The organism is Clostridium pabulibutyricum, assembly GCF_058242705.1.
Genome location: NZ_JBZAYZ010000015.1, coordinates 1 through 23,419 on the forward strand (window position 1 = coordinate 1; position 23,419 = coordinate 23,419).

Consider the following 23,419-nt stretch of genomic DNA (forward strand, 5'->3'; position numbering starts at 1 on the left):
TCCATGGAAACAGGCTTCATTTGAACGTTACTGTAATAAGCAAGTTCATAGACAAAAAGAAAAGATAGCATAAAAAACTTACGAAATTATTTTTTAAAAATTAATTGTTTCTAAGGTTTGTTTGCCATACCTTAAATTAATAGCATCAAAACAATAAAGCACCAGCAAAAAACTGGTGCTAATAATTAAAACTTTTTGGGACATTTTCAAAAATGCTTGACATAGTGAATTTTATTTTTTTAAACATTTTCTAAAATACTTCCTATTTGTTCATGTGTAAACTTATAATCTTTACCACAGAAGTTGCACTTTAACTCCTCTGTCTTCCCCTCCTCATATATCTCTCTAAGGTCCTTTTCTCCTATACTTATTAAAGCCCTTTCAACCCTTTCTCTTGAGCAATTGCAATAGAACTCAGGCGTAATTTCATTTAAAATTTTCACATCTTCACCTTTAAATATATCTTTTATAATATCCACAGCACTCATTCCACTTGATATCATGCTTGTAACTTGTGTTATGTTCTTCATTCTGTCTTCAAGCATATCTATTTTTTCTTTATCACAATCCGGCATAAGCTGTATTATAAAACCGCCTGCAGCCTTTATACTAAGGTCTTTGTCTACAAGGACACCAAGTGCCACAACAGATGGAGTTTGTTCTGAGGCTGCAAAATAATAGGCAAGGTCATCTCCTATCTCCCCGGTAGTTATAGGCACCTGACCGACATAGGGCTCTTTAAGTCCCATATCTCTTATTACTGTCAAGCTGCCATCTCTGCCTACAGCACCTCCGACATCAAGTTTTCCTTTTGAATTGGTTGGAATATCCACCTTTGGATTGCCTATATACCCCTTAACCTTTCCTTCCGGATAGGCAACTGCAATTACACTCTTTGCAGGACCCTTTCCGGCTATTTCTATAGTAATGCTGTCATCTTCCGATTTCAGCATGGATCCCATTATACTTCCTGCTGTAAGCATTCTTCCAAGTGCCGCTGCTGCTGTAGGAAGGCATCCATGTATCTTAACAGCTTTACTGACAAGTTCTGTTGTTACAGCTGAAATCACCCTTATACCTCCATCACAGGCTACAGCTCGTACCAATTCATCTTTCATCATCGTTCTCTCCTTTTTTTACTACGTATACCAATCTTTCGGATTTCCTACAAGGACATTTTTTCTCATAAGAATCCATTTTTTCAACTATATCAAATCCGCATCTTGTAAGCTTATTATCTATTTCAAGCTCTTCATAAGCTCTCTCTCTGTGATGTTCATCAAACCTCTTATAAACATCACCATCTTTTATAAAAAATATAAGATACATATCCACAATATTGTCCTTAAAGCTATTATCCCATATGTATGTTACATTTTCATCATCATAGTCATACAAATTATTTCCAAGTACATTTTGAAGCTTGTAAAATGAATTCATATCAAATATAAATATTCCACCGGGTTTAAGATGCTTAAAAACCGACTTGAAATATCTCTCAATATCATTATCGTAAAGTATATAATTTATACAATCAAGACAACACGTTACAAGATCAAATTTATGATTTAAATCAAGTTCAATCATATTTTGATTTATTAATTTTGCCCTGATATTTTTACTTCTGAATTTGGCATCAGCTTCACAAAGCATATCAGAAGATGCATCAACACACCATGTTTCATCAAAATAGGGTGCTATTTTTTCTGTAAGATTTCCAGTACCGCATCCTATATCAAGGTAACTTGAATGCAAACCTCCATGCATTTTGCATGAATCTAAAATCCTTCTGCTCCATAAACTGTAATCCACATCCTTGTTTATTAAATAGTCATATATATATGCAAAATTATTATAACATTTCATAGTCTGTATATTTGCCTTTCTTAAAATAAGTTCATTGTCCGTTTCTTTCCTGATTTCTAATTATAATTTCATTTTTGGGTATATTCAACTCTTTCTTTCTCTTGGTCATCATTCCACCCACTCTTCCAGTCTCTTCTGCCGTAAGTGCGCTCCATCCGTATTCTCTAACCTTGCCTCCAAGACCGAGTTCCTCTGCTATTTCATATTTCAGCCTCTCTCTCAACTTTTCAGCTTCTGTCAACTCCTTGTTTGATCTCAATTTGGCCTTTATTATTTTCTTTAAAGGTGTTTTTGACATATTAACTCCTCCCCAATCTATAAGATTATTTTCTCCTGAAAACTGAGATTTATACCTATAATTACATTTTGGGGATCAAATCTGAAACATTGATTTAGTATTTTAATATAAGCCAATTCACATTAATTAGTATATTCTATCATAACAATAATAAATATAACATAAATTTATGTATTTTATATAATATGTTTTATTCTATAATTTCTTTATTTTGCTACCTATTTTTCATAATTTAGGTGTAAAATATTTAATATATGTAGATTTATATATTGAATAACTATTATATTTAAAATATAATGGTGTAAATAAAAATATTATTTATACAGTTAAATCATAAAATATTACAGCCAAACAATATGAGGAGTGATTATTAAATGAAGTGCAATGTTGCAGTAGTAGGCTGCACTGGGATGGTGGGAAGAACTTTTTTGAAAGTATTAAAGGAACGGACTTTTCCAATAGAAAATTTATATCTTTTTGCATCTTCCAAATCAGCCGGAAAAATAATAAATTTTAAGGGACAAGATTTCACGGTAGAAGAATTAAAAGAAGATAATATAAAAAATAAAAAAATACAGATAGCTCTTTTTTCTGCAGGTGCCTCTGTAAGCAAGGAATATGCACCAATATTTGCAAAATACGGTGCAACTGTAATCGACAATAGTAGCTGCTGGAGAATGGTTGATGAAATTCCTCTAGTTGTCCCAGAAGTAAACCCGGAAGATATAAAATGGAACAAGGGAATAATCGCAAATCCAAACTGTTCAACTATACAAGCAATGCTGCCTTTAAAAGCCCTTCAAAACAAATATGGCATAAAAAGAATAGTATATTCAACCTATCAAGCTGTATCAGGTGCCGGTATGGGCGGATACAATGATCTTATAAATGGATATAAAAATGAACCTCCTAAAAAGTTTCCTTATCCTATAGCAGGAAATATACTTCCACATATAGACGACTTTCTTGAAAACGGATATACAAAAGAAGAAATGAAAATGATAAATGAAACAAGAAAGATACTTCATGACAAAGACATGAAAATAACAGCTACAACGGCAAGGGTTCCTGTAATGTATGGTCACAGTGAAAGTATAAATGTAGAACTTAAAAGCAAATTTGAAATCGATGATGTATTCAATCTTTTCAAAAATACAGATGGCTTGATTTTAAAAGACGACACTAAAAATCTTGTATACCCTATGCCTGTAGATGCAGCTGGACACGATGAAGTATTTATAGGAAGGATAAGGCGTGATTTCAGTGTTGAAAACGGACTAAACATATGGGTCGTTGCAGATAATATAAGAAAAGGTGCTGCTTCAAATGCTGTAGAAATAGCTGAATGTATTGTAAATGGGAAATAAATATCAATATCAAAATTTACATCATATAATATAATATAAATTTAAGACGAGGTGTTTTTATGAGTTTATTTAAGGGTTCAGGAGTAGCTATCATTACACCCTTTAGAGAAGACAATTCTGTAAACTTTGAGAAAATGGAAGAGCTTATAGAATGGCATATAAAATCAGGAACAAAGGCTATAATCGTCTGTGGTACTTCCGGCGAATCTTCAACTATGACAGTAAAAGAAGATCAAGAAACAATAAAATTTACTGTAGACAAGGTAAATAAAAGAATACCTGTAATTGCAGGTACAGGCAGCAACTGTACATCAGATGCTGTATACATGAGCCAATGGGCTGAAAGCATAGGAGTAGACGGACTTCTTGTAATAACCCCCTACTACAACAAAACTACTCAAAAGGGGCTTATAGAACATTTTACAAAAATAAATGACAGCGTAAAAACTCCCATAATTCTATACAATGTTCCAAGTAGGACAGGACTCAATATACAGCCAAATACTCTTGAAAAATTATGCGAACTGGAAAATATAACTGCTATAAAAGAAGCCAGTGGAGATATAAGTCAGATAGCCTCCATGAAGGCTATTTGTCGTAATAAAATTGATATATATTCTGGAAATGATGATCAGACAATTCCAATATTGTCTCTTGGAGGTGCAGGAGTTATTTCCGTAGCGGCAAATATAGTTCCTTCTGAGGTGGAAAAGATGTGTGAGCTGTTCTTTAACGGCAACACCAATGAGGCATTGAAAATTCAACTTGATATGTTTTCCCTTATAAAATCATTGTTTATAGAAACAAACCCTATTCCAATAAAAACAGCCATGAACCTTATCGGCAAAAACGTTGGAAAACTGAGACTTCCACTTTGTGAAATGTCTCCTGAAAATCTTGAAATATTAAAAAGCGAACTCAAAAATTATGGCTTATTAGGTTAAAATAAAATAATCATTTCAAAATAACGTGAAAGTATTACATCTTTCACGTTATTTAAAATCATTAAAAATCAAAACTATAAGAGGTGCTAAAATGGTTAAAATTATATTAAGCGGATGCAATGGAAAAATGGGTAAAGTAATATCCTCTCTTTCAGAAGGTAATAAAAACATATCCATAGCAGCCGGCATAGATAAAAAAAACATATCATCTAATTATCCCGTGTTCACTTCAATAGACAATTGCACTGAAAAAGCAGATGTAATACTGGATTTTTCAAGACCCGATTCTCTTGATTCACTTATTAAATATGCATCCTGTAAAAAGATGGGATTGGTTCTATGTACTACAGGATATACTGATGAACAAATAAAACAGATCAAAACTGCCTCTGCCACAACTTCCATATTCAGGTCTGCAAATATGTCCATAGGAATAAATGTAATAAACAACATACTCAAAAATGTGTCTTCCCTGCTTTTTAAAAGCTTTGACATAGAAATACTAGAATCACATCATAATCAGAAAGTTGATTCTCCAAGTGGAACTGCTTTAATGCTTGCAGAATCAATAAAAAGTTCAATAGATACAAACCTTGAATTTGTAAATGGAAGACATGGAATCAAAAAAAGAGATCACAACGAAGTCGGCATACATTCAATAAGAGGCGGCAGCATAGTCGGTGAACACAGTATTATATTCGCAGGTCAGGGAGAAACCATTGAAATAAAACACACTGCAATATCAAGAGAAGTATTTGCAGTAGGTGCTTTAAAGGCATGTGAATTTATGAAAGGGAAAGGAAACGGTCTGTATTCCATGGACGACGTCATTTCCTCAAATAAATAAAATATTTAGAAGGCAATTTTCAAAGAAAAATTGCCTTCTAAATATTCGATATCCATTTTTCCATCCTGTCAGAAGCCAACTTAAGTTTATCTACACTGGAAGCATATGATATTCTTATGTAACCTTCTCCACCACTACCAAATGCAGCTCCCGGAACAATGGCGACTCCGGCTTCTTTTAAAAGTCTCTCACAGAAGTCCTCGCTCTTCATTTTAAATTTCTTTATTGACGGAAATATATAAAAAGCTCCCTTAGGCATGTTCACATCGAATTCCATACCTACAAGCCTTTCATATATATAATCTCTTCTCTCAATAAACTTGTCTCTCATATAACTTACATCCTTCATACAATTTCTAAGCCCGTATGCAGCTCCCCATTGTACCACAGAAGGTGCACAGGATACATTGTACTGATGAACTTTCATTATTTGATCCATGAACCTTTTACATGCACATACATATCCAATTCTAAGACCTGTCATTGAAAACATCTTGGAAAATCCACCTACAACTATTACCTTGTCCTTTATATCAATGTATTGAGAAATAGAGTAATAATTTTCATCAAAGCAGAGAGATGCATACATTTCATCACTTACTACAACCATTTGATTCTTCTTTATAAGATTATACAATTTTACACAGTCTTTTTTTGAAAGAACTGCTCCAGTTGGATTGCACGGGTATGAAAGAACCATAATCTTTGGTTTTTCATTTTGAATTACAGCTTCAAGCTTCTCAAAATCCAGAGAAAAGTCATCCTTCAGATTATAATTTACTATATTTCCTCCAAGTATCCCAACGCAGCTTTCATATGCTGGATATGCAGGTGTGGGTACAAGAACCTTGTCCCCTTTATTTATAAGTGAACAAAACACATCCATAAGACCTTCGCTTCCACCTATTGTTATGCATATCTCTTCTGCTTTGTAATCTATTGAAATACCTTGAAGATATTTTGATATTTCCTGTCTCAACTCAACTATACCTGCATTTGATGTATAACCAGTTTTATTCTCATTTATTGCCTGTATAACTGCAGATTTTATGCCAATCGGTACATTAAAATCAGGTTGTCCAATTGTAAGCGAAACTGCATCGGGATAATTTTGAACCTTATTGAAAAATTTTCTTATACCTGATATTTGGATTTTTTCAACATTTTCAGAAATTAAATTTCTCACAGTACACCCTCCTCAAAAGCCACAAATTATTTTTGAGCTCTGCACATCTTGTTTTTTGAAACAATACTGTATATAGCTTTAGCAAACTGATCAGGACACGACGTACCTTTGCCGTTGCAGGAAATTCCACTCAGTTTCTCCATTGCCTCGTCTACATCCATTCCTTGAACAAGCTTTGAAATTCCCTGAAGATTCCCATTGCATCCTCCAATAAAACTCACGTTATCAATTTTATTATCCACAATGTCAAAATTTATCTTCTGTGAACATACTCCATTTGGAGTATAACTATACATTGCACACTACCACCTTTCCTTTATTCTGTTATAAAATATATAAACTCATTATATATAATCATAAACAATTAAACAACATATCGATAAAATAATTTTTAATTCATCATTAAACTTTTTAATAAATGTTCATATTATATTTGTAGGGGGTGAGGATATTGAACTATATATATATTTGCAACACTTCTTCTGACTCTATATCAAAAGTTGATTTGAACAGCTTCAAGATTGAAAACAAAATATACTTGAAATCAAAAGAATTCGTCGATAAAGTTGGTCCTCATGGAATATGTATAGATAAGAAAAAACTTATAACTGCAAACAATTATAACAACAGCATATCAATAGTAGACATCAATAAAAATCTACAGGAGGAAAGCTATTATATAGGAGCTCGATGCGCTGACATAGTTACTTTTGAAAATAAGGCCTATATAATTTGCAGCGACTCAAACGTTCTTATAGTATTTGACTTGAAACTAAAAAAAATTCTTGAACAAATACCCTGCGGGAATCTCCCCCACAGCATATGTCTCAATTCAAATAAAAAGCTGCTTCTCGTTTCAAACATGCAAAATGACACTATAACCTTGATAGACTGCATTGATACTTCAAATGTCAAAAACATAAGAGTTGGATCCTATCCAACAAAAGCAGTCTTTACATTAGACGGTGAACATATAATAGTCTGTGAAAGCAATCTTGGCTCCGAATTTAAAGGCAGCATATCCATACTTTCACTTAAAAATTTTAAAATAATAAACAGAATAGTTGCAGGAAACTCTCCACTTGACATATACTGCAGCAGCAGATATTGTTTTGTATCCAACTTTGGAGACGGGACAATAAGCGTAATAGATATAAACAACTACAAGGAAATCGATAAGATTATTGTAGGTGGGATGCCTGCAAATTTGCTCAAGTATGATAAGAATCTATATATAGGAGATAATTACAACGACATTTTGATAAGATTAAATATTGAAAATAAATATAAAGAATTCATACCTATAGGCAGCGAACCCACAGGTATGGTAATGAACTAGATTCAATTTTTTAAAAGCATCTTCATTATATTGCGATATATTACTGAATAGTTGCTTTTCCAGTTTTCACATATTTCCGCCGCTTTCTCATCCGAGTCAACAAGCAATTTTATACTTACGAGGTCAATGCTGTCACCTGACGCATCCAATTCCACAATAAATTTGTTCTTTTCCTGGGAGGTATAATCCGCATTTATAGAAATGTGTTTTAATATTTTGCCCATATGTTTTTTGAAATATTCATCTACTGTTTCTATTTTCTCCTTCGATATCATATTTTGAAAAAGATTAAGTACTTTTCTTCCTTTTTTTGTAATTGCCATTCTGTGATCATTCTTTGGATCAACATGCAAGATGAATTTTGAATTTAAAAGTTCATCTATATACTGTTGAAGTATAAAATAATTTATAAAATTATTTTCAAGAATTATCTGTGTCAGCTTATTGTTTGAAACAGGAATACCTATCTTTTTCAAAATATAAAGCAGGAGAAGTTTATTTTCAGCTAGTTCCAGAGTATCTTCAGGCATCAATATCCACCCCATTGAATTAAATTATAATCACTTTACTAATTATTATAACATAAAATATGCAAAATAAATAAAACCAAAATCTTATTTTTCCTCTCTCTATTGTAATATTTACAGCTTAAAAATACTATATAAAATTATAGGAACAATTCGAGAGGAGCAAATTTTTGAAAAGAAAAGTACTGGCTAAACTAACTCTTACCAGCGTATTTTTAATTATCGGAATAACATTTTGCATGTATACAAACTACAGCTCAACCGGCGTATTTTTAACCTCAGACAGAAAACTTCCAATATATCATGTAGATACATCTCAGAAAAAAGTTGCAATAACTTTTGACGTAAGTCTTGGAAATGAAGAACACACAGAAGACATATTAAAAATTCTGGATAAATACAATATCAAGGCTACATTTTTTGTTGTAGGTGACTGGGTAAAAAAATATCCTGGAATGTTAAAGGAGCTATCTGAGAAAGGACATGAAATAGGAAATCATTCAAACAGCCATCCCAATATGACAAATCTTTCAAAAAATCAAATTATTGAAGACATAAATATAAATGATGCAAAAATACGCCATATAACTGGAAAAGGCACCAGGTTATTCAGGTGTCCGGAAGGCTCTTACAATAATCTAGTTATAGAAACTATACAAAATGCCGGTTATTACTGCATACAATGGGATTCAGACAGCATAGACTGGATGGAAAAAGGAGCTGATATAGAGTACAAAAGAACACTAAAAAACATAAAGCCTGGATCTATACTATTGTTTCACAACAGTGCAAAATATACTCCGCAAAATCTTCCAAAAATAATTGACAAACTAAAGAATGAAGGATATGACTTTGTAACTGTAGGAAATTTAATATACAAAAACAATTACAAAATAGACAGTAATGGAAATCAAATATCCAATGCAAATTAAAATTCGGAGTTTATATTTATTTTAGTATATTTTAGGATTTAACTGAATAATTATATGTAAGATAAATTATTTTGAAACTAATGGAAAGAGGGGTTTAAATGGAGAATCTTATGTTAAACAACAAGATTTATCTAGAGGGGGAAGTGATCTCTGAACTTACTTTTAGTCATGAAATGTATGGTGAGGGTTTTTATACCTTTAATATCAAAGTTCCAAGATTGAGTGAAACTAACGATATACTGTTTATAACAATTTCGGAGCGCCTGATAAACGATATTGAAATAAAAGCAGGAACTCAGGTAATAATTGAAGGGCAATTAAGATCTTATAATAAATTTGTGGATGGAGCAAACAGACTTATTTTAACTGTTTTTGCAAGAAACATAAGCCTGTGTACTGAAAAAAGCAAAAATCCAAATCAAATTTTTCTTGACGGATTCATATGCAAAGAACCAGTTTATAGAACTACACCCTTCGGCAGAGAGATATCAGACATGCTTCTGGCCGTAAACAGAGCCTATAATAAATCAGACTACATACCAACCATAGCCTGGGGAAGGAATTCTAGGTTCTGCAAGACTTTAACGGTTGGTGACAATATAAGAATATGGGGCAGACTCCAAAGCAGAGAATATCAGAAGAAAATATCCGAATCGGAAACAATAAAGAAAGTGGCCTACGAAGTATCCATATCCAAAATGGAAAAAGTGAACAAAGATTCACAGGAAAATGTTGAAGACACTCCATCATTAAAACCAGACAAAAATCAAGTTAACAATGACAGCTTGAAAAACAAACAAATATCATGAGAAGCTGATAATATTAGCGCGTTATCCTTGTAACACTTACTATACTGTTACATAGAATGTTATTGTAAAGACACAATACAAAACATTTTATTAAGGAGAGATGCTAGTTGAAAAAAGTAGATGAAATATCAACGGATTCAGCTTACAAAGATTCCTGTGATAATTCATATGAAGATACGGATGAATTTACCGATTCATGTGAAAGCAGCAAACCAAATATTCCAGATGATAAATGCCCTAAAGCAGAAAAAGCTAAATTTTGCTGTGTTGTAACTGTACCAAAAGGAGTAAAAGTTGCCTATAAAGCAATAAAAGTAGTAGTTGCAAGCGACAAAAATTTAATTGTAAAACCTGGCGGCTCTATTAAAAAACAGATTTGCGGATGTAAAATAAAACTTAATACAATTAAAATATGTGGCTGTGTTAAAGTTTTTGTAAGCCTTGGAATAAAAGATAATAGTGGAAATATAGGATACGTCTGTTCTTCAACATGTGCATTTTTAAATGATTTAAAATTTACGTGCTGCGGAGATTACGATGAAGATTATACAAACATCAAATTCAAACCTGAATGCATCTCTATAAAAAAATTATGTTCCTGTGAAGATGGCGGCCCTGTGAATAGCTGCGAATCGGTATATCAAATTTCAGGTAAATTGGACATTACATGCAAAACTGACAGCTGTTCAGACTAATATAAGTTGGAATACCATCTAAAACAATAAATATTTTAGATGGTATTCTTTTAATTTATTTTGAGTTTATAATCTTTCTCATATCACCTATCATATACAAAGATCCTGATACAAGTACAATATCTTCATACTCTGCATAGTAAAGTGCTCGCGCATAAGCTTCCCTATAATCTTGAAAGGCCTCACAATTTTTATTGTATAATTCTGCAATCTTCTTGAGCTTAAAGGCATCTTCTGACCTGACACTGTTTGGAGTAACGCAAATAACCCGGTCTGCAGCAGGTGCTATTACCGATGTCATCTTAGAAACTTGTTTATCTGCAAGTATTCCAAGTATCAAAATAAGATGTTTGTATTTAAAATATTTCTTCACATTGTACTTTAGCATTTCAATACCATCTATATTATGTGCACCATCTATTATTACAAGCGGACTTTTGCGGAGAACTTCAAGTCTTCCCTTCCACTTTACATGTGACAGTGCTTCAAAGGACTTTGATATATTTACATTAAAGCCAATATCATTAATTTTAATCAGCGAAAAAACCGCTGCGGCACAATTAAGCATCTGATGTTTTCCTATAAGCGACAAATTTATATCGTAGCTTTTGCAGGAAACATTCATTCTGACTTTTTGGCAGTAACTGCTGCTTGATGAATCGAATTTTCTTTGGCTCAACAGCTCTGCAGATTCACAGGGAACCTTGAATAGAAGCGCATTCTTTTTTTTACACACATCCTCAATTACATTCTCAGCCTCATGTGTCTGTGGATAGAGAACTACAGGAACCTTTTCCTTTATAATCCCGGCCTTTTCAAAGGCAATCTTACCTAGAGTATCTCCAAGTATATGCATATGGTCATAGCTTATAGACATTATGACACTTAAAATCACCCCTCCACCCCGTTCTTCATCAAATGGAGTCATGACATTTGTAGCATCAAGTCTTCCACCAAGTCCTACCTCTATAACTGCAAAATCAACTTTCATACTGCAAAAATAATAAAACATAGCACAGGTTTCTATTTCAAATTCAGTTGGATCATCATATCCAAGTTTTATCACCTTTGAAACTGCCTCAGAGACTTTTTCAACACAAAGTGCAAGGTTTTGCCTTGATATGTTTTCACCATTTATCTGCATTCTCTCTTCGAATACCTCCAAATGAGGCGAAGTATACATTCCAACCTTATATCCGTTCTCTTGAAGCATAGCGGCAATCATTGCAGCTGCTGAACCCTTTCCATTCGTTCCTGCTATATGTATGGATTTTATTTTTTGCTCGGGATTTCCTAAAAACTCGAGCAGTTTTTCCATTCTCTCCAGTCCAAGGTTTATGCCGAATTTTGCCGTGTTTTCTATATACTCAAGCGCCTGCCTGTAATCCAAAAGCTCCACCTTCCCGTCTATAAAATATAAGCCCCACATACAAGAAAAGTATGTGGGTAACTTTTTTAGCTCAAACTTTCTATTCTTTCAACAACATTTTTGAACATTTCCCTGTACTTATCGCCCTTTGCCTTCTCAGCATCCACAACTGCCTTTGGTGCCTTTGATACAAATTTTTCATTCTTTAATTTCTTGTCGACTCTGTCTATTTCCGACTGAAGTTTTTTCTTTTCTTTTCCAAGCCTTTCAAGCTCCTTGTCTTTATCCACAAGTTCAAAAAGCGGTATAAATATTTCAGCACTTTTTGTAACTGCAGAAACTGCATTTTCAGGTACCTGATTCTTATCCTTCAAAAACTCTATATCACTTGCAGAAGCCAGTTTTTTAAAATAGTCTACTCCATTTTCAAAAGCAGAATACATGCTCTTTTCACTTACAAAAAGCATTATTTTTGCCTTCCTCGAAAATGGTACATTCATATCCGTTCTTATGTTTCTTATAGCCTTTATTGCTTCTATAATACAGCCAATGTTTGTTTCAGCCTCTTTGTTTTCAAGAGAAGCATCGTATTCAGGCCATTTTGATATGGTTATCGACTCATATTCCCTGTTGTACAAATGAGTATATATCTCCTCCGTTATAAAAGGCATTATAGGATGAAGCAGCTCCAAACTTACTGTAAGTACCCTGTTTAGAACATTGTATGCCACACCTTTGGCTTCCTCATCATCTCCATACATAACAGGTTTTACAAGTTCTATGTACCAGTCACAGAACTCTCCCCATATAAAATCATATATCTTCTGCGAAGCTATTCCAAGTTCAAACTTTTCTATATTCTCGGTTACTTCACGTACAAGAGTGTTAAGACTTGAAAGTATCCATTTGTCTGCTTCAGTATAGTTATTGCTTTCAGCATATTTGTTCAATAAATCTTCGTCTATGTTCATTAAAACAAATCGTGAAGCATTCCATATCTTGTTTGCGAAATTTCTTGAAGCCTCAACTCTTTCAGGATAATATCTTATGTCATTTCCAGGAGCATTACCTGTAATTAAAGTAAATCTCAAGGCATCTGCCCCGTATTTTTGTATTACATCTATAGGATCAACACCGTTTCCAAGAGACTTTGACATTTTTCTTCCCTCGGAATCTCTCACAATTCCATGTATGAGAACATTTTTAAAAGGTATCTCTCCCATACAATAAATACCTGAAAATACCATTCTTGCAACCCAGAAGAATATTATGTCATACCCTGTAACAAGTGTGGATGTTGGATAGTAATATTTGAGATCTTCCGTGTTATCCGGCCATCCAAGTGTTGAAAAAGGCCACAATGCAGAACTGAACCAGGTGTCAAGTACATCTTTATCCTGCTCAAGATGAGAGGACCCGCACTTTGTGCATTTCGTAGGTTCTTCCATTGACACAATTATCTCTCCGCAGTCCTTGCAGTACCACACTGGAATTCTATGTCCCCACCAAAGCTGTCTTGATATACACCAATCCTGAATGTTTTCCATCCAGTTGAAGTAGGTTTTTTCAAATCTTTTTGGAACAAATTGTATTTTCCCGTCCTTTACTGCATCAAGAGCTGGCTTTGCAAGGGATTTCATCTTTACAAACCACTGTTTTGAAAGCATAGGTTCAACCGTAGTCCCGCACCTGTCATGGCAGCCCACATTGTGCACGTGCTCTTTTATCTTTACAAGGAAGCCCTGATCCTTCAAATCCTGAACCACGAGTTTTCTGGCTTTATATCTGTCAAGTCCATCATATTTCGTTCCAGGAAGTTTTATACTTCCATCCTCATTCATTACTATTATCTGTGGAAGGTCATGCCTTTTTCCAACCTGATAATCATTTGGATCATGGGCTGGAGTTATTTTAACCGCACCTGTTCCAAATTCCATATCCACATAGTCGTCTGCAACTATTGGAATTTCCCTGTTTATTATTGGGAGAACAGCCTTCTTTCCAATAAGCTCCTTATACCTTTCATCTTTTGGATTTACTGCAATTGCAGTATCACCAAACATTGTCTCAGGTCTTGTAGTTGCAATTTCAAGATACTCATTACTTCCAACTATAGGATATTTTATGTGCCAGAAGTTTCCGTTCTGTTCCTGATATTCTATCTCTGCATCTGATATGGCAGTCTGACATTTAGGACACCAGTTTATTATCCTGTTTCCCTGATATATGAGTCCATCCTCATACAATTTTACAAAGAACTTCCTTACTGCCTTGTTGAGACCTGCATCCATCGTAAATCTCTCTCTTGTGAAATCTACCGAGCTTCCGAGTTTTTTTACCTGATTTGCAATCCTCTGCCTGTATTCATTTGCCCAATCCCAGGTTTTTTCAAGAAAAGCAGCTCTTCCAATCTCGTCTTTTTTAATCCCGTCTTTTAAAAGTTCCTTTTCAACCTTCACCTCGGTTGCTATACTTGCATGATCTTCTCCAGGAAGCCACAGTGCACTACAGCCCTGCATTCTCTTCACCCTTATTATTATGTCCTGAATCGTATCGTCAAGTGCATGGCCAAGATGTAGTTTTCCCGTTATATTAGGCGGCGGTATTACTATTGTATATGGCTTTTTATTTTTATCAGGACTTGGTGTAAAATAGCCCTTCTTTTGCCAGGTTTCATATATTCTCTCTTCAAATTCTTTTGGATTGTATGTAGTCGATATTTCCTTTTTATCCGACATGAAGATTCCTCCCAATTTTAGTTTTTAACTTTGCAAGTCCGCGGCATATAAAAGAGCCTTCACCCAAAATAAAGGACGAAGACCCGCGTTACCACCTTTTTTTCCACATAAAATGCAGACTCTTTAATATTAACGACTGCAACTACAGCCGTCCCTGCTTATTTTTAAGCCGGGAAACTCAAAAGCTACCTTCAGAATAATTCATATAGAAAGTTTCTCAACTAACAAACCTTCCTCTCTTTATACTCTATTATTCCTACTCCTCTTTTTCAACATTAATTATAGTAATTTCATTTTATACAATAATATTATAACTATAAATATACTGCTGTCAATAATTTTCCCAAGTTTTTTATTTTTATCTAAGGTATATCTATTTAACAGCTTCTTTTGCAAAAGAATTGTCGACTATTTTGCTAAACGCAGGTTTTTGAGGTATCAAGCTTGCTTTATATGACTGTATTATATCCATAAGTCTATCCAAATTCTCCTTTCCAATAACAGGAGTATCTGAATAAGCACCTATACTTCTATAATTTTTTACAACGGATTGCAGAACAGAATCACTTGTACCAGGGAAAAATGACTTTATGGATTCTGCAACTTCCTTGTCACTATGGTTTTTAACCCAAATCTGTCCTTTATAGATTGCCTTTGTAAATGCTTTTATTACATCAGGATTACTCTTTATATATGACTTAGTAGCAAAATAGCATGTGTACGGAAGCTTTCCTGCCGACTTTCCAACCGATGCAGCTATATATCCATTCTTATCCTGTTCAAGCATGCTTGCTGTTGGTTCAAAAAGAGCAACGTAATCCCCCGTTCCAGCTTTAAATGCTCCTGACGTTGCTGTATATGCAAGATTTGTTATAACTTTTACATCCTGACCAGGTTTCAAGTTATTCTTTTTAAGTACATACTCAAGTGCCATTTCAGGAACTCCACCAGGTCTTCCACCTATTATTGTTTTCCCTTTTACATCCTCCCAGTTGAAGTTTGCATTTTTTTGCCTACTAACAAGAAAAGAACCATCAGTTGTAGTCATCTGTGCAAATAACACAGGATAATCTTCTCTCTTCTGATTATATATATAGATTACCTGCTCAGGTCCGCAGAATCCAATATCCGCATTTTTGCTCAAAACCGTCTGCATGGTCTTATCTGCACCCTGACCTGTTGCAAGCTCTATATCAAGCCCCTGTTCCCTAAACATTCCACGATTTATAGCCGCATACATAGGAGCATAGAAAACTGACCTTGCAACCTCATTCAATTTTACTTTTTTAAGTGATTTTTCACTTTTACTGCTGCTACACCCTGAAAATATAGTAATCAGGAATACAAAACTACAAACAAGAGCAATCAAACCAAATTTATGTTTTTTCATGTCTTCCTCCAACATAATTTTTATATCAATTCATACTATGAAATATAAATCATGTTGTGTTACCTTTTTAATCATCCTAAATGTGCTGCCGGATAAAAACTATCCGGCAGCACATTAAATCATATTCATTTGTTCAGCTGATCTGCAAAAGCTGGTTGTCCAAGAAACTCTTTCTTTTCTGTCTCAACAGACCTTTCCTTTTCCATTGACTTAAATGCAGTAGACAGCATAAGCTTGATTCTATTCAGCTGATTTACCTCACTTGCACCAGGATCATAATCAATCGCAGCTATATTCGCCCCCGGATACTTTCTCTTGAGTTCCTTTATCATTCCTTTACCAGTTACATGGTTCGGAAGACATGCAAAAGGCTGCATACACACTACATTTTTCGCACCAGTTTTTATAAGTTCTATCATCTCAGCTGTAAGGAACCATCCTTCACCAGTTACATTTCCAAGGGAAAGAATTCCTCTGGCAGCATCTGCAAGTTCATTTATTTTAGATGGTGGTGAAAATCTAGTACTTCTCCTCAAGGCTTCCTTCATGTGCTTTCTGAAATGCTCAATAAACTTTATACCCGCACCATTTAATATTTCGCTAACAAGGCTTCCTCCAAGATATTCATGCTTGAACTTCGCATTGTATGAGCAGTAAAGAAGGAAATCAGTAAGATCAGGTACAACTGCTTCAGCACCTTCACTTTCAAGAATTTCAACTATATTATTGTTAGCTGTAGGATGAAATTTTACAAGTATTTCTCCAACTACCCCAACCCTTGGCTTTACATCATTCGTTATTTCAAGCCCGTCAAATTCCTCTACGATATTATACATGTTTTTCTTGAACTCCGACCTGCTTCCATTTTTAACATTTTCAATACACTTTTTAACCCATTTTTTATAAAGTTCATTTGCAGAACCTTTAACTTTTTCATAAGGTCTCACACGGTACAGCACCCTCATAAGAAGATCTCCGTATATAAGCCCCATGAGTCCTTTATTCAAAAGCCCCGATGTTATTTTAAATCCAGGATTTTTTTCCATTCCAACCATATTTATTGATATTACAGGTACATTCTCCATATTTGCTTCTCTAAGTGCTTTTCTCAAAAATGCTATATAGTTTGTAGCCCTGCAGCCTCCTCCTGTCTGAGATATCAAAACAGAAGTATTCTTAAGATCGTATTTACCTGACTTAAGTGCTTCTATAATTTGTCCAATAACTATTATAGAAGGATAACATGCATCATTGTTCACATATTTCAGTCCCTCATCTACAGCTCCTTTGTCCACCGATGGAAGAACCTCAAGCTTATACCCCGATGCATTAAATGCTTCCTGAATAAACTGAAAATGTATCGGTGACATCTGAGGACACAATATAGTATGTTTTTCCCTCATTTTCTTTGTAAATATTATCCTCTTGTTGTCTTTTTCTTCTCTATGAGGTACAAATCCAGCTTTATTTCTTTCTTCAAGTGCAGCCTTAAGTGAACGTATCCTTATTTTTACCGCTCCAAGATTGCTTATTTCATCTATTTTAAGCAAAGTATAAATCTTTCCGTATTTATTCAATATTTCCTGAGTCTGGTCTGTTGTAACTGCATCAAGTCCACATCCAAAAGAGTTAAGCTGCACAAGTTCAAGATTTTTCTTCTTTGCAACAAAACTTGCTGCTGCATAAAGTCTGGAATGATAAACCCACTGGTCAACCACTCTCAAAGGCCTCTCTATAATACCAAGATGTGCTACGGAATCTTCAGTCAAAACAGCCATTCCATAAGATGTCATTATGTTTGGAATACCATGATTTATTTCAGGATCAATATGATACGGTCTGCCTGAAAGAACTATACCCGTTTTGCCGGTTTTTTCAAGATATTCAACTACCTCTTCACCTTTTTTTCTTATATCATTTTTAACATTCTTGTCTTCAATATATGCAGCTTCCACTGCTTTCTTAATTTCACTCTTCGATATATCAAATTCTTCAAATTCTTCCATCAGCCTGTTTATAAGCACATTTTTATTATCAAGAGGCAAAAATGGATTCTTAAAATTTATATTCATTTCTTCAAGAATATCCATATTGTTCTTTATAACTTCCGGATAGGATGTTACCATAGGACAATTATAGTGATTATCTGCTTCTTGACGCTCAACCTGTTCATAAGGAATACAAGGATAAAATATAAATTTTACACCACGTTTTACGAGGCTCATTATATGCCCATGAACTATTTTTGCAGGATAACATGCAGATTCCGACGGTATCGTTTCTATTCCAAGAGAATATATCTTTTTTGTAGAACGTGGTGACAGTTCAACTCTGAAACCTAGTTTTGTAAAGAATGTAAACCAAAATGGATAATTCTCGTATAAATTCAAAACTCGTGGAATTCCAACAGTTCCCCTGAAAGCTTCTTCATTTCTAAGAGGTATATAATTAAACACTCTCTTGTATTTATAATCAAATAAATTTGGCAGTGAATCCCTACTCTTTTTTACTCCTATTCCTCTTTCACATCTATTTCCAGATATAAATTCATTTCCGTCTGAAAACTTATTTACAGTTAAAAGACAATTATTAGCGCATTTTCCACATCTCTTCATATCTACTTCAACTTTGAACATGTCAAGCTTGTCTTTTTTTAGAAGTGTGGATTCAGATGCTCCATCCCATCTTTCTTTTGCAATGATTGCTGCACCAAAAGCTCCCATAAGCCCGGCTATATCAGGTCTTATTACTTCTCTTTCAGATATAAGTTCAAATGCCCTAAGTACTGCATCATTGTAAAAAGTTCCTCCCTGAACTATTATCTTTTTTCCAAGAGCCTTTGGATCTCTTATCTTTATTACCTTGAAAAGTGCATTCTTTATAACTGAATACGACAGTCCTGCAGATATATCTCCTATGGACATTCCTTCTTTTTGCGACTGCTTTACCTTTGAATTCATAAATACAGTGCACCTTGAACCAAGATCAACAGGTCTCCTTGATGTTTCAGCTTCTTTAGCAAAATCTTCCACTTTCATGTTAAGAGAATTTGCAAAAGTTTCTATAAAAGATCCACAACCCGACGAACATGCCTCATTCAACATTATGCTGTCTATTACACCATTTTTTATTCTGAGGCACTTCATATCCTGTCCACCAATATCAAGTATAAAATCAACTCCCGGCTGGAAAAATTCTGCCGCCTTGTAATGGGAAACTGTTTCCACCTCACCTTCATCCATGGAAAGTGCTGATTTTATGAGACCTTCCCCATATCCCGTAACTGCCGAACTTGCAATTTTAACTTTGTTCGGGAGTTTTTCATATATGTCCTTCAAAATCTCTATTGAAGACTTAAGCGGATTTCCATGGTTTCCACCATAAAAAGAATAGAGAAGTTTTCCATCCTCACTTATAACGACCGCCTTTGTAGTAGTAGAACCTGCATCAATTCCAAGATAACAATTTCCCTCGTAATCCTTGAGATTTCCTCTTGCCGCCCTGCTTTTATCATGTCTTTCTTTAAATTTTCTAAGTTCATCCTCACTCTTAAATAAAGGCCTTAAAGTCTGTACTTCATCACTCAAACTGTCACTTAAATGTGAAATTCTATCTACAATCTCTTTAAAACTCACAATTTCCTCCCCACTGGAAGAAAGGGCGGCCCCTCGTGCCACAAACAGCTGCGAGTCACTTGGAAATATAACCTGATCTTCAGTAAGTCCAAGAGTATCTATAAATCTTTTTCTGAGTTCTGACAGAAAATACAACGGTCCTCCTAGAAAAGCCACATTTCCACGTATAGTCTTACCACATGCAAGTCCACTAATTGTCTGATTAACTACAGACTGAAATATTGATACAGCTATATCCTCTTTTTTTGCACCTTCATTTAAAAGAGGCTGAATATCTGTTTTGGCAAAAACCCCACACCTTGCAGCTATAGGGTATATAACATCATAATTCTTCGCAAGCTCATTAAGTCCACTTGCATCAGTTTGAAGAAGTGCAGCCATCTGATCTATAAACGCGCCGGTTCCACCTGCACATGAACCATTCATTCTCTGATCTATACCATCTTCAAAGAAGGTTATTTTTGCATCCTCTCCGCCAAGTTCTATTGCCACATCAGTTTGCGGTATAAATCTTTCTATTGTATTGGTACAAGCTACTACCTCCTGAATAAAAGATATGTTAAGCCACTTTGATACGGACAATCCACCTGAACCTGTAACCATTATCGTTATATCTGAATCCTTCAATTTATTATAGGCATCCCTAATAACTTTAGATATAGTGCTCTTAATATCAGAAAAGTGTCTTTGGTATTTACTATAAATAATTTTGTCCTTAATATCAGATACAGCTATCTTTACAGTAGTTGAACCTACATCAAGACCTACACGAAACAAATTTTTCATAACAATCACCTTTTTAATAAATAATTTGTATTATTGAATTATCTAAAATAGCTTAAATTAAGTATACCCATGAACCTATAACATTCACCTAAATGGTATTACATATATTATAACATATGTAAGTTGTCAAGCAATTTTAGCATGAAACTGCATATAATTCAACCCTCCAACTTATGTCATATTTCAACTGCTCCTCATGCTATCAAAGGAACAATACATTTAAAATTTTCATATACTAAATCATAAGTGCAAAATGATTGTCACGTACTCTTTAAAAGGAGATGATACTTTGAGCAAATTGCAAGTTAAAAATATATATATGAATTATCATTCTCTAAAAGGTTATACAGAAGCATTGAAAGATATTTCTTTTTCTGTAAAAGATGGAGAATTTTTAAGTATAGTAGGACCATCGGGATGCGGCAAAACCACCCTTTTGAATATAATAGCCGGGCTTGCAAAACCTTCCTATGGAGAAATATATATAGATGGTAAAGCATCCAATTCGATTTCAAAGAAAATGGGATATATGTTCCAGCGCGATCAACTTTTTGAATGGTCAACCGTATGGGAAAACATAACACTCGGCTTGAAAATACAGCATAAACCAATAGACCTATACAAGGATAATATAAAATCAATGCTTGAAAATTATGGTCTTATAGATTTCATTAATTACTATCCTGAAGAATTGTCTGGCGGCATGAGACAGAAAGTTGCCCTTATAAGAACACTTGCCCTAAACCCTGAAGTATTGCTTCTAGATGAACCATTTTCAGCACTTGATTATCAAACACGACTTAATATAAGTGATGAAATTTTTAGGATCTTAAAAAAAGAGGGCAAAACCGTCATAATGGTAACCCATGATATTTCCGAGGCAATTTCAATGTCAAACAGGGTTCTTGTACTTTCAAATCGCCCTGCAAAAATAAAAAGAATTTTTGACATAAGCTTTTCTGAAAATTACAATTCTCCTTTAAAATCGAGAGAAGATTCAGGATTCAGAATATATTTTAATGAAATCTGGAAGGAGTTGAACCATAAATGATAGATAACTTAAAAGAACAAAATCTTTATATAAAAAATATAAATACAAGAAAAAAAAAGATATTTCTATTTAGAATGCTCATCCTAATATGCTTTTTTGCACTTTGGGAAATAGCCGGTGATTTAAAATGGATAGATCCATTCCTAACAAGCACTCCATCTAGAATGTGGAAAAACTTAATAGAACTGTATATGGAAGGTACCCTTTTCAGACATATAGGAATCACCTGCTTTGAAACCATACTGGGATTTTTATTGAGTACAGTACTCGGAGCTGTAATCGGGATACTGCTTTGGCTTTCAGATTTTGTATCCGATGTACTTGATCCATATCTCGTAGTTTTAAATGCACTTCCTAAAATAGCGCTTGCTCCAATTATAATTTTTTGGGTTGGAAACGGAATTCCTGCAATCATAATGGTTGCAGTCCTTATATGCATAGTTGTAACTATATTAAATGTACTAAATGGTTTCAGAGAAGTCGATAAAGACAAAATAAGGCTTTTAAAAACCTTTGGTGCTTCAAAACTCCAAATTTTAGTTCATCTTGTAATACCTGCCTCAATCCCTACAATAATATCCACCCTTAAAATAAATGTTGGACTTTCCTGGGTCGGAGTAATAATGGGTGAATTTCTTGTTGCAAAGGAAGGCCTCGGTTTTCTTATAATATTCGGAGGGCAAATATCACAGCTGGACACTGTCATGGTAAGTATAATCATACTTTCCATACTTGCCTATATTATGTACAAAATTGTTGAAATTGCAGAAAAAAAAATCAACAGGAAATTTTTTCGTTAAATCTGATTGAAATTAATCTCCTAAAAATTTAAAATGATATTGTAAACTTTTAACTTGAATCTATGCATGAGAATACTATTTACCATATTTGGCAATACTCTAGCAATGACAATTACAGTAAAATAAGGGGGTTTATTTATGAAAATTCCAAGACATATAGGAATAATACCGGATGGCAACAGACGCTGGGCCGTAGAAAATGGAATGAGCAAAGAAAAAGGCTATGACTGGGGACTTAAACCTGGCATAGAAGTTCTAAAAATCTGCCAGGAGCTCGGCGTCGAGGAACTTACCTTCTATGGTTTTACAACAGACAATGTAAAAAGACCATCTATTGAGCGAAAAGCTTTTACTGCCGCCTGCATAAAAGCTGTTGAAATGCTGTCCGGCGAAAACGTTTCTCTCCTTGTAATCGGTAAAGAGGATTCTCCTGTATTTCCAAAGGAGCTTCTGAAGTACACTACAAGAAAAGACATTGGAAAAGGTGGAATTAAAATTAATTTCCTTGTAAACTACGGATGGGACTGGGATCTGAAAAAAATACAAGATTCAAAAGGCGGAACAAGAAATCTAATTTCATCCAGCATAGAATCCCGGGAAATAAGCAGAATCAATCTTATAATAAGATGGGGAGGTAGAAGACGCTTAAGCGGCTTTCTTCCCGTCCAGTCAGTATATTCCGACTTTTACATAATAAATGATTACTGGCCGGATTTTAAAAAGTCACATATACAAGATGCCGTAAACTGGTACAACGAACAGGACATAACCCTTGGAGGATGATTTGAATTTAAATTGCAGAATTTGTCACTTATATATTAGATATTTTTGAAAATACTA

At 34.3% G+C, this 23,419-nt stretch carries 20 protein-coding genes and 1 other annotated feature; of the genes, 10 read left to right on the top strand and 10 right to left on the bottom strand.

The features are described from left to right. Positions 1-239 precede the first annotated feature (239 nt). From hslO to AC4CVH_RS13640, 3 genes are read right to left on the bottom strand one after another with little or no spacing between them, the layout of a single operon-like run. Positions 240-1,118 (bottom strand): Hsp33 family molecular chaperone HslO, encoded by an 879-nt coding sequence (gene hslO, locus AC4CVH_RS13630; protein ID WP_490788293.1) that lies wholly within the window; start codon positions 1,116-1,118, stop codon positions 240-242. Further along, on the bottom strand, positions 1,108-1,866 hold the full coding sequence (locus tag AC4CVH_RS13635) for a class I SAM-dependent DNA methyltransferase (protein ID WP_490788294.1): 759 nt from the start codon (positions 1,864-1,866) through the stop codon (positions 1,108-1,110). The genes hslO and AC4CVH_RS13635 overlap by 11 nt, the downstream gene beginning before the upstream one ends. 31 nt (positions 1,867-1,897) lie before the next feature. Next, positions 1,898-2,164, bottom strand: coding sequence for an alpha/beta-type small acid-soluble spore protein (locus tag AC4CVH_RS13640; RefSeq protein WP_490788295.1), 267 nt, complete (start codon positions 2,162-2,164; stop codon positions 1,898-1,900). 374 nt (positions 2,165-2,538) lie between these two features. On the opposite strand from AC4CVH_RS13640, the gene AC4CVH_RS13645 reads away from it, so the two are divergent. From AC4CVH_RS13645 to dapB, 3 genes are all read left to right on the top strand, one after another. After that, on the top strand, positions 2,539-3,531 hold the full coding sequence (locus tag AC4CVH_RS13645; RefSeq protein WP_490788296.1) for an aspartate-semialdehyde dehydrogenase: 993 nt from the start codon (positions 2,539-2,541) through the stop codon (positions 3,529-3,531). A gap of 59 nt (positions 3,532-3,590) precedes the next feature. Continuing rightward, a complete protein-coding gene (gene dapA / locus AC4CVH_RS13650) occupies positions 3,591-4,475 on the top strand; it encodes a 4-hydroxy-tetrahydrodipicolinate synthase (protein ID WP_490788297.1) in 885 nt (294 codons plus the stop codon). Positions 4,476-4,566: 91 nt separating this feature from the next. Further along, entirely contained in the window at positions 4,567-5,322 is a 756-nt protein-coding gene (gene dapB, locus AC4CVH_RS13655; RefSeq protein ID WP_490788298.1) for a 4-hydroxy-tetrahydrodipicolinate reductase, read from the top strand. 37 nt (positions 5,323-5,359) lie between these two features. On the opposite strand, the gene AC4CVH_RS13660 is transcribed toward dapB, so the two are convergent. Further along, positions 5,360-6,508: a pyridoxal phosphate-dependent aminotransferase gene (locus tag AC4CVH_RS13660; protein ID WP_490788299.1), complete on the bottom strand. Its 1,149-nt coding sequence runs from the start codon at positions 6,506-6,508 to the stop codon at positions 5,360-5,362. 26 nt (positions 6,509-6,534) lie between these two features. Beyond that, positions 6,535-6,804 carry a TIGR03905 family TSCPD domain-containing protein gene (locus tag AC4CVH_RS13665; RefSeq protein ID WP_490788300.1) on the bottom strand — a complete coding sequence of 90 codons (270 nt, stop codon included), beginning with the start codon at positions 6,802-6,804 and terminating at the stop codon, positions 6,535-6,537. Positions 6,805-6,959: 155 nt separating this feature from the next. Between AC4CVH_RS13665 and AC4CVH_RS13670 the strand changes: the two genes are divergently transcribed. Next, positions 6,960-7,847: a YncE family protein gene (locus tag AC4CVH_RS13670; RefSeq protein WP_490788301.1), complete on the top strand. Its 888-nt coding sequence runs from the start codon at positions 6,960-6,962 to the stop codon at positions 7,845-7,847. A gap of 2 nt (positions 7,848-7,849) precedes the next feature. Here the strand turns inward: AC4CVH_RS13670 and AC4CVH_RS13675 are convergent, their stop codons facing one another. After that, positions 7,850-8,377: a DUF4364 family protein gene (locus AC4CVH_RS13675; protein WP_490788302.1), complete on the bottom strand. Its 528-nt coding sequence runs from the start codon at positions 8,375-8,377 to the stop codon at positions 7,850-7,852. 167 nt (positions 8,378-8,544) lie between these two features. On the opposite strand from AC4CVH_RS13675, the gene pdaB reads away from it, so the two are divergent. The 3 genes from pdaB to AC4CVH_RS13690 all read left to right on the top strand — a co-directional run bounded on the left by pdaB (position 8,545) and on the right by AC4CVH_RS13690 (position 10,810). Next, positions 8,545-9,306, top strand: coding sequence for a polysaccharide deacetylase family sporulation protein PdaB (gene pdaB, locus AC4CVH_RS13680; RefSeq protein WP_490788303.1), 762 nt, complete (start codon positions 8,545-8,547; stop codon positions 9,304-9,306). Positions 9,307-9,404: 98 nt separating this feature from the next. Beyond that, entirely contained in the window at positions 9,405-10,115 is a 711-nt protein-coding gene (locus AC4CVH_RS13685) for a single-stranded DNA-binding protein (RefSeq protein ID WP_490788304.1), read from the top strand. Between the two features lie 107 nt (positions 10,116-10,222). Then, the gene (locus AC4CVH_RS13690; protein ID WP_490788305.1) at positions 10,223-10,810 is read left to right on the top strand and encodes a hypothetical protein; all 588 of its coding nucleotides are present in this window, start codon (positions 10,223-10,225) and stop codon (positions 10,808-10,810) included. A 55-nt stretch (positions 10,811-10,865) separates the two neighbouring features. Here the strand turns inward: AC4CVH_RS13690 and AC4CVH_RS13695 are convergent, their stop codons facing one another. The 4 genes from AC4CVH_RS13695 to AC4CVH_RS13710 form a co-directional block, all read right to left on the bottom strand. Then, on the bottom strand, positions 10,866-12,200 hold the full coding sequence (locus tag AC4CVH_RS13695) for a bifunctional folylpolyglutamate synthase/dihydrofolate synthase (RefSeq protein WP_490788306.1): 1,335 nt from the start codon (positions 12,198-12,200) through the stop codon (positions 10,866-10,868). 65 nt (positions 12,201-12,265) lie between these two features. Further along, positions 12,266-14,917: a valine--tRNA ligase gene (locus AC4CVH_RS13700; RefSeq protein WP_490788307.1), complete on the bottom strand. Its 2,652-nt coding sequence runs from the start codon at positions 14,915-14,917 to the stop codon at positions 12,266-12,268. Between the two features lie 68 nt (positions 14,918-14,985). After that, positions 14,986-15,199, bottom strand: a binding site (T-box leader). 91 nt (positions 15,200-15,290) lie between these two features. Next, on the bottom strand, positions 15,291-16,307 hold the full coding sequence (locus AC4CVH_RS13705) for an ABC transporter substrate-binding protein (RefSeq protein ID WP_490788308.1): 1,017 nt from the start codon (positions 16,305-16,307) through the stop codon (positions 15,291-15,293). A gap of 125 nt (positions 16,308-16,432) precedes the next feature. Further along, positions 16,433-20,728, bottom strand: coding sequence for an acyl-CoA dehydratase activase-related protein (locus tag AC4CVH_RS13710; protein ID WP_490788309.1), 4,296 nt, complete (start codon positions 20,726-20,728; stop codon positions 16,433-16,435). 253 nt (positions 20,729-20,981) lie between these two features. On the opposite strand from AC4CVH_RS13710, the gene AC4CVH_RS13715 reads away from it, so the two are divergent. From AC4CVH_RS13715 to AC4CVH_RS13725, 3 genes are all read left to right on the top strand, one after another. Further along, complete coding sequence (locus AC4CVH_RS13715; RefSeq protein WP_490788310.1) at positions 20,982-21,779, top strand: ABC transporter ATP-binding protein; 798 nt, start codon at positions 20,982-20,984, stop codon at positions 21,777-21,779. Next, entirely contained in the window at positions 21,776-22,579 is an 804-nt protein-coding gene (locus tag AC4CVH_RS13720) for an ABC transporter permease (RefSeq protein ID WP_490788311.1), read from the top strand. The genes AC4CVH_RS13715 and AC4CVH_RS13720 overlap by 4 nt, the downstream gene beginning before the upstream one ends. A 138-nt stretch (positions 22,580-22,717) precedes the next feature. After that, positions 22,718-23,362, top strand: coding sequence for an undecaprenyl diphosphate synthase family protein (locus AC4CVH_RS13725; protein ID WP_490788312.1), 645 nt, complete (start codon positions 22,718-22,720; stop codon positions 23,360-23,362). Positions 23,363-23,419 lie beyond the last annotated feature (57 nt).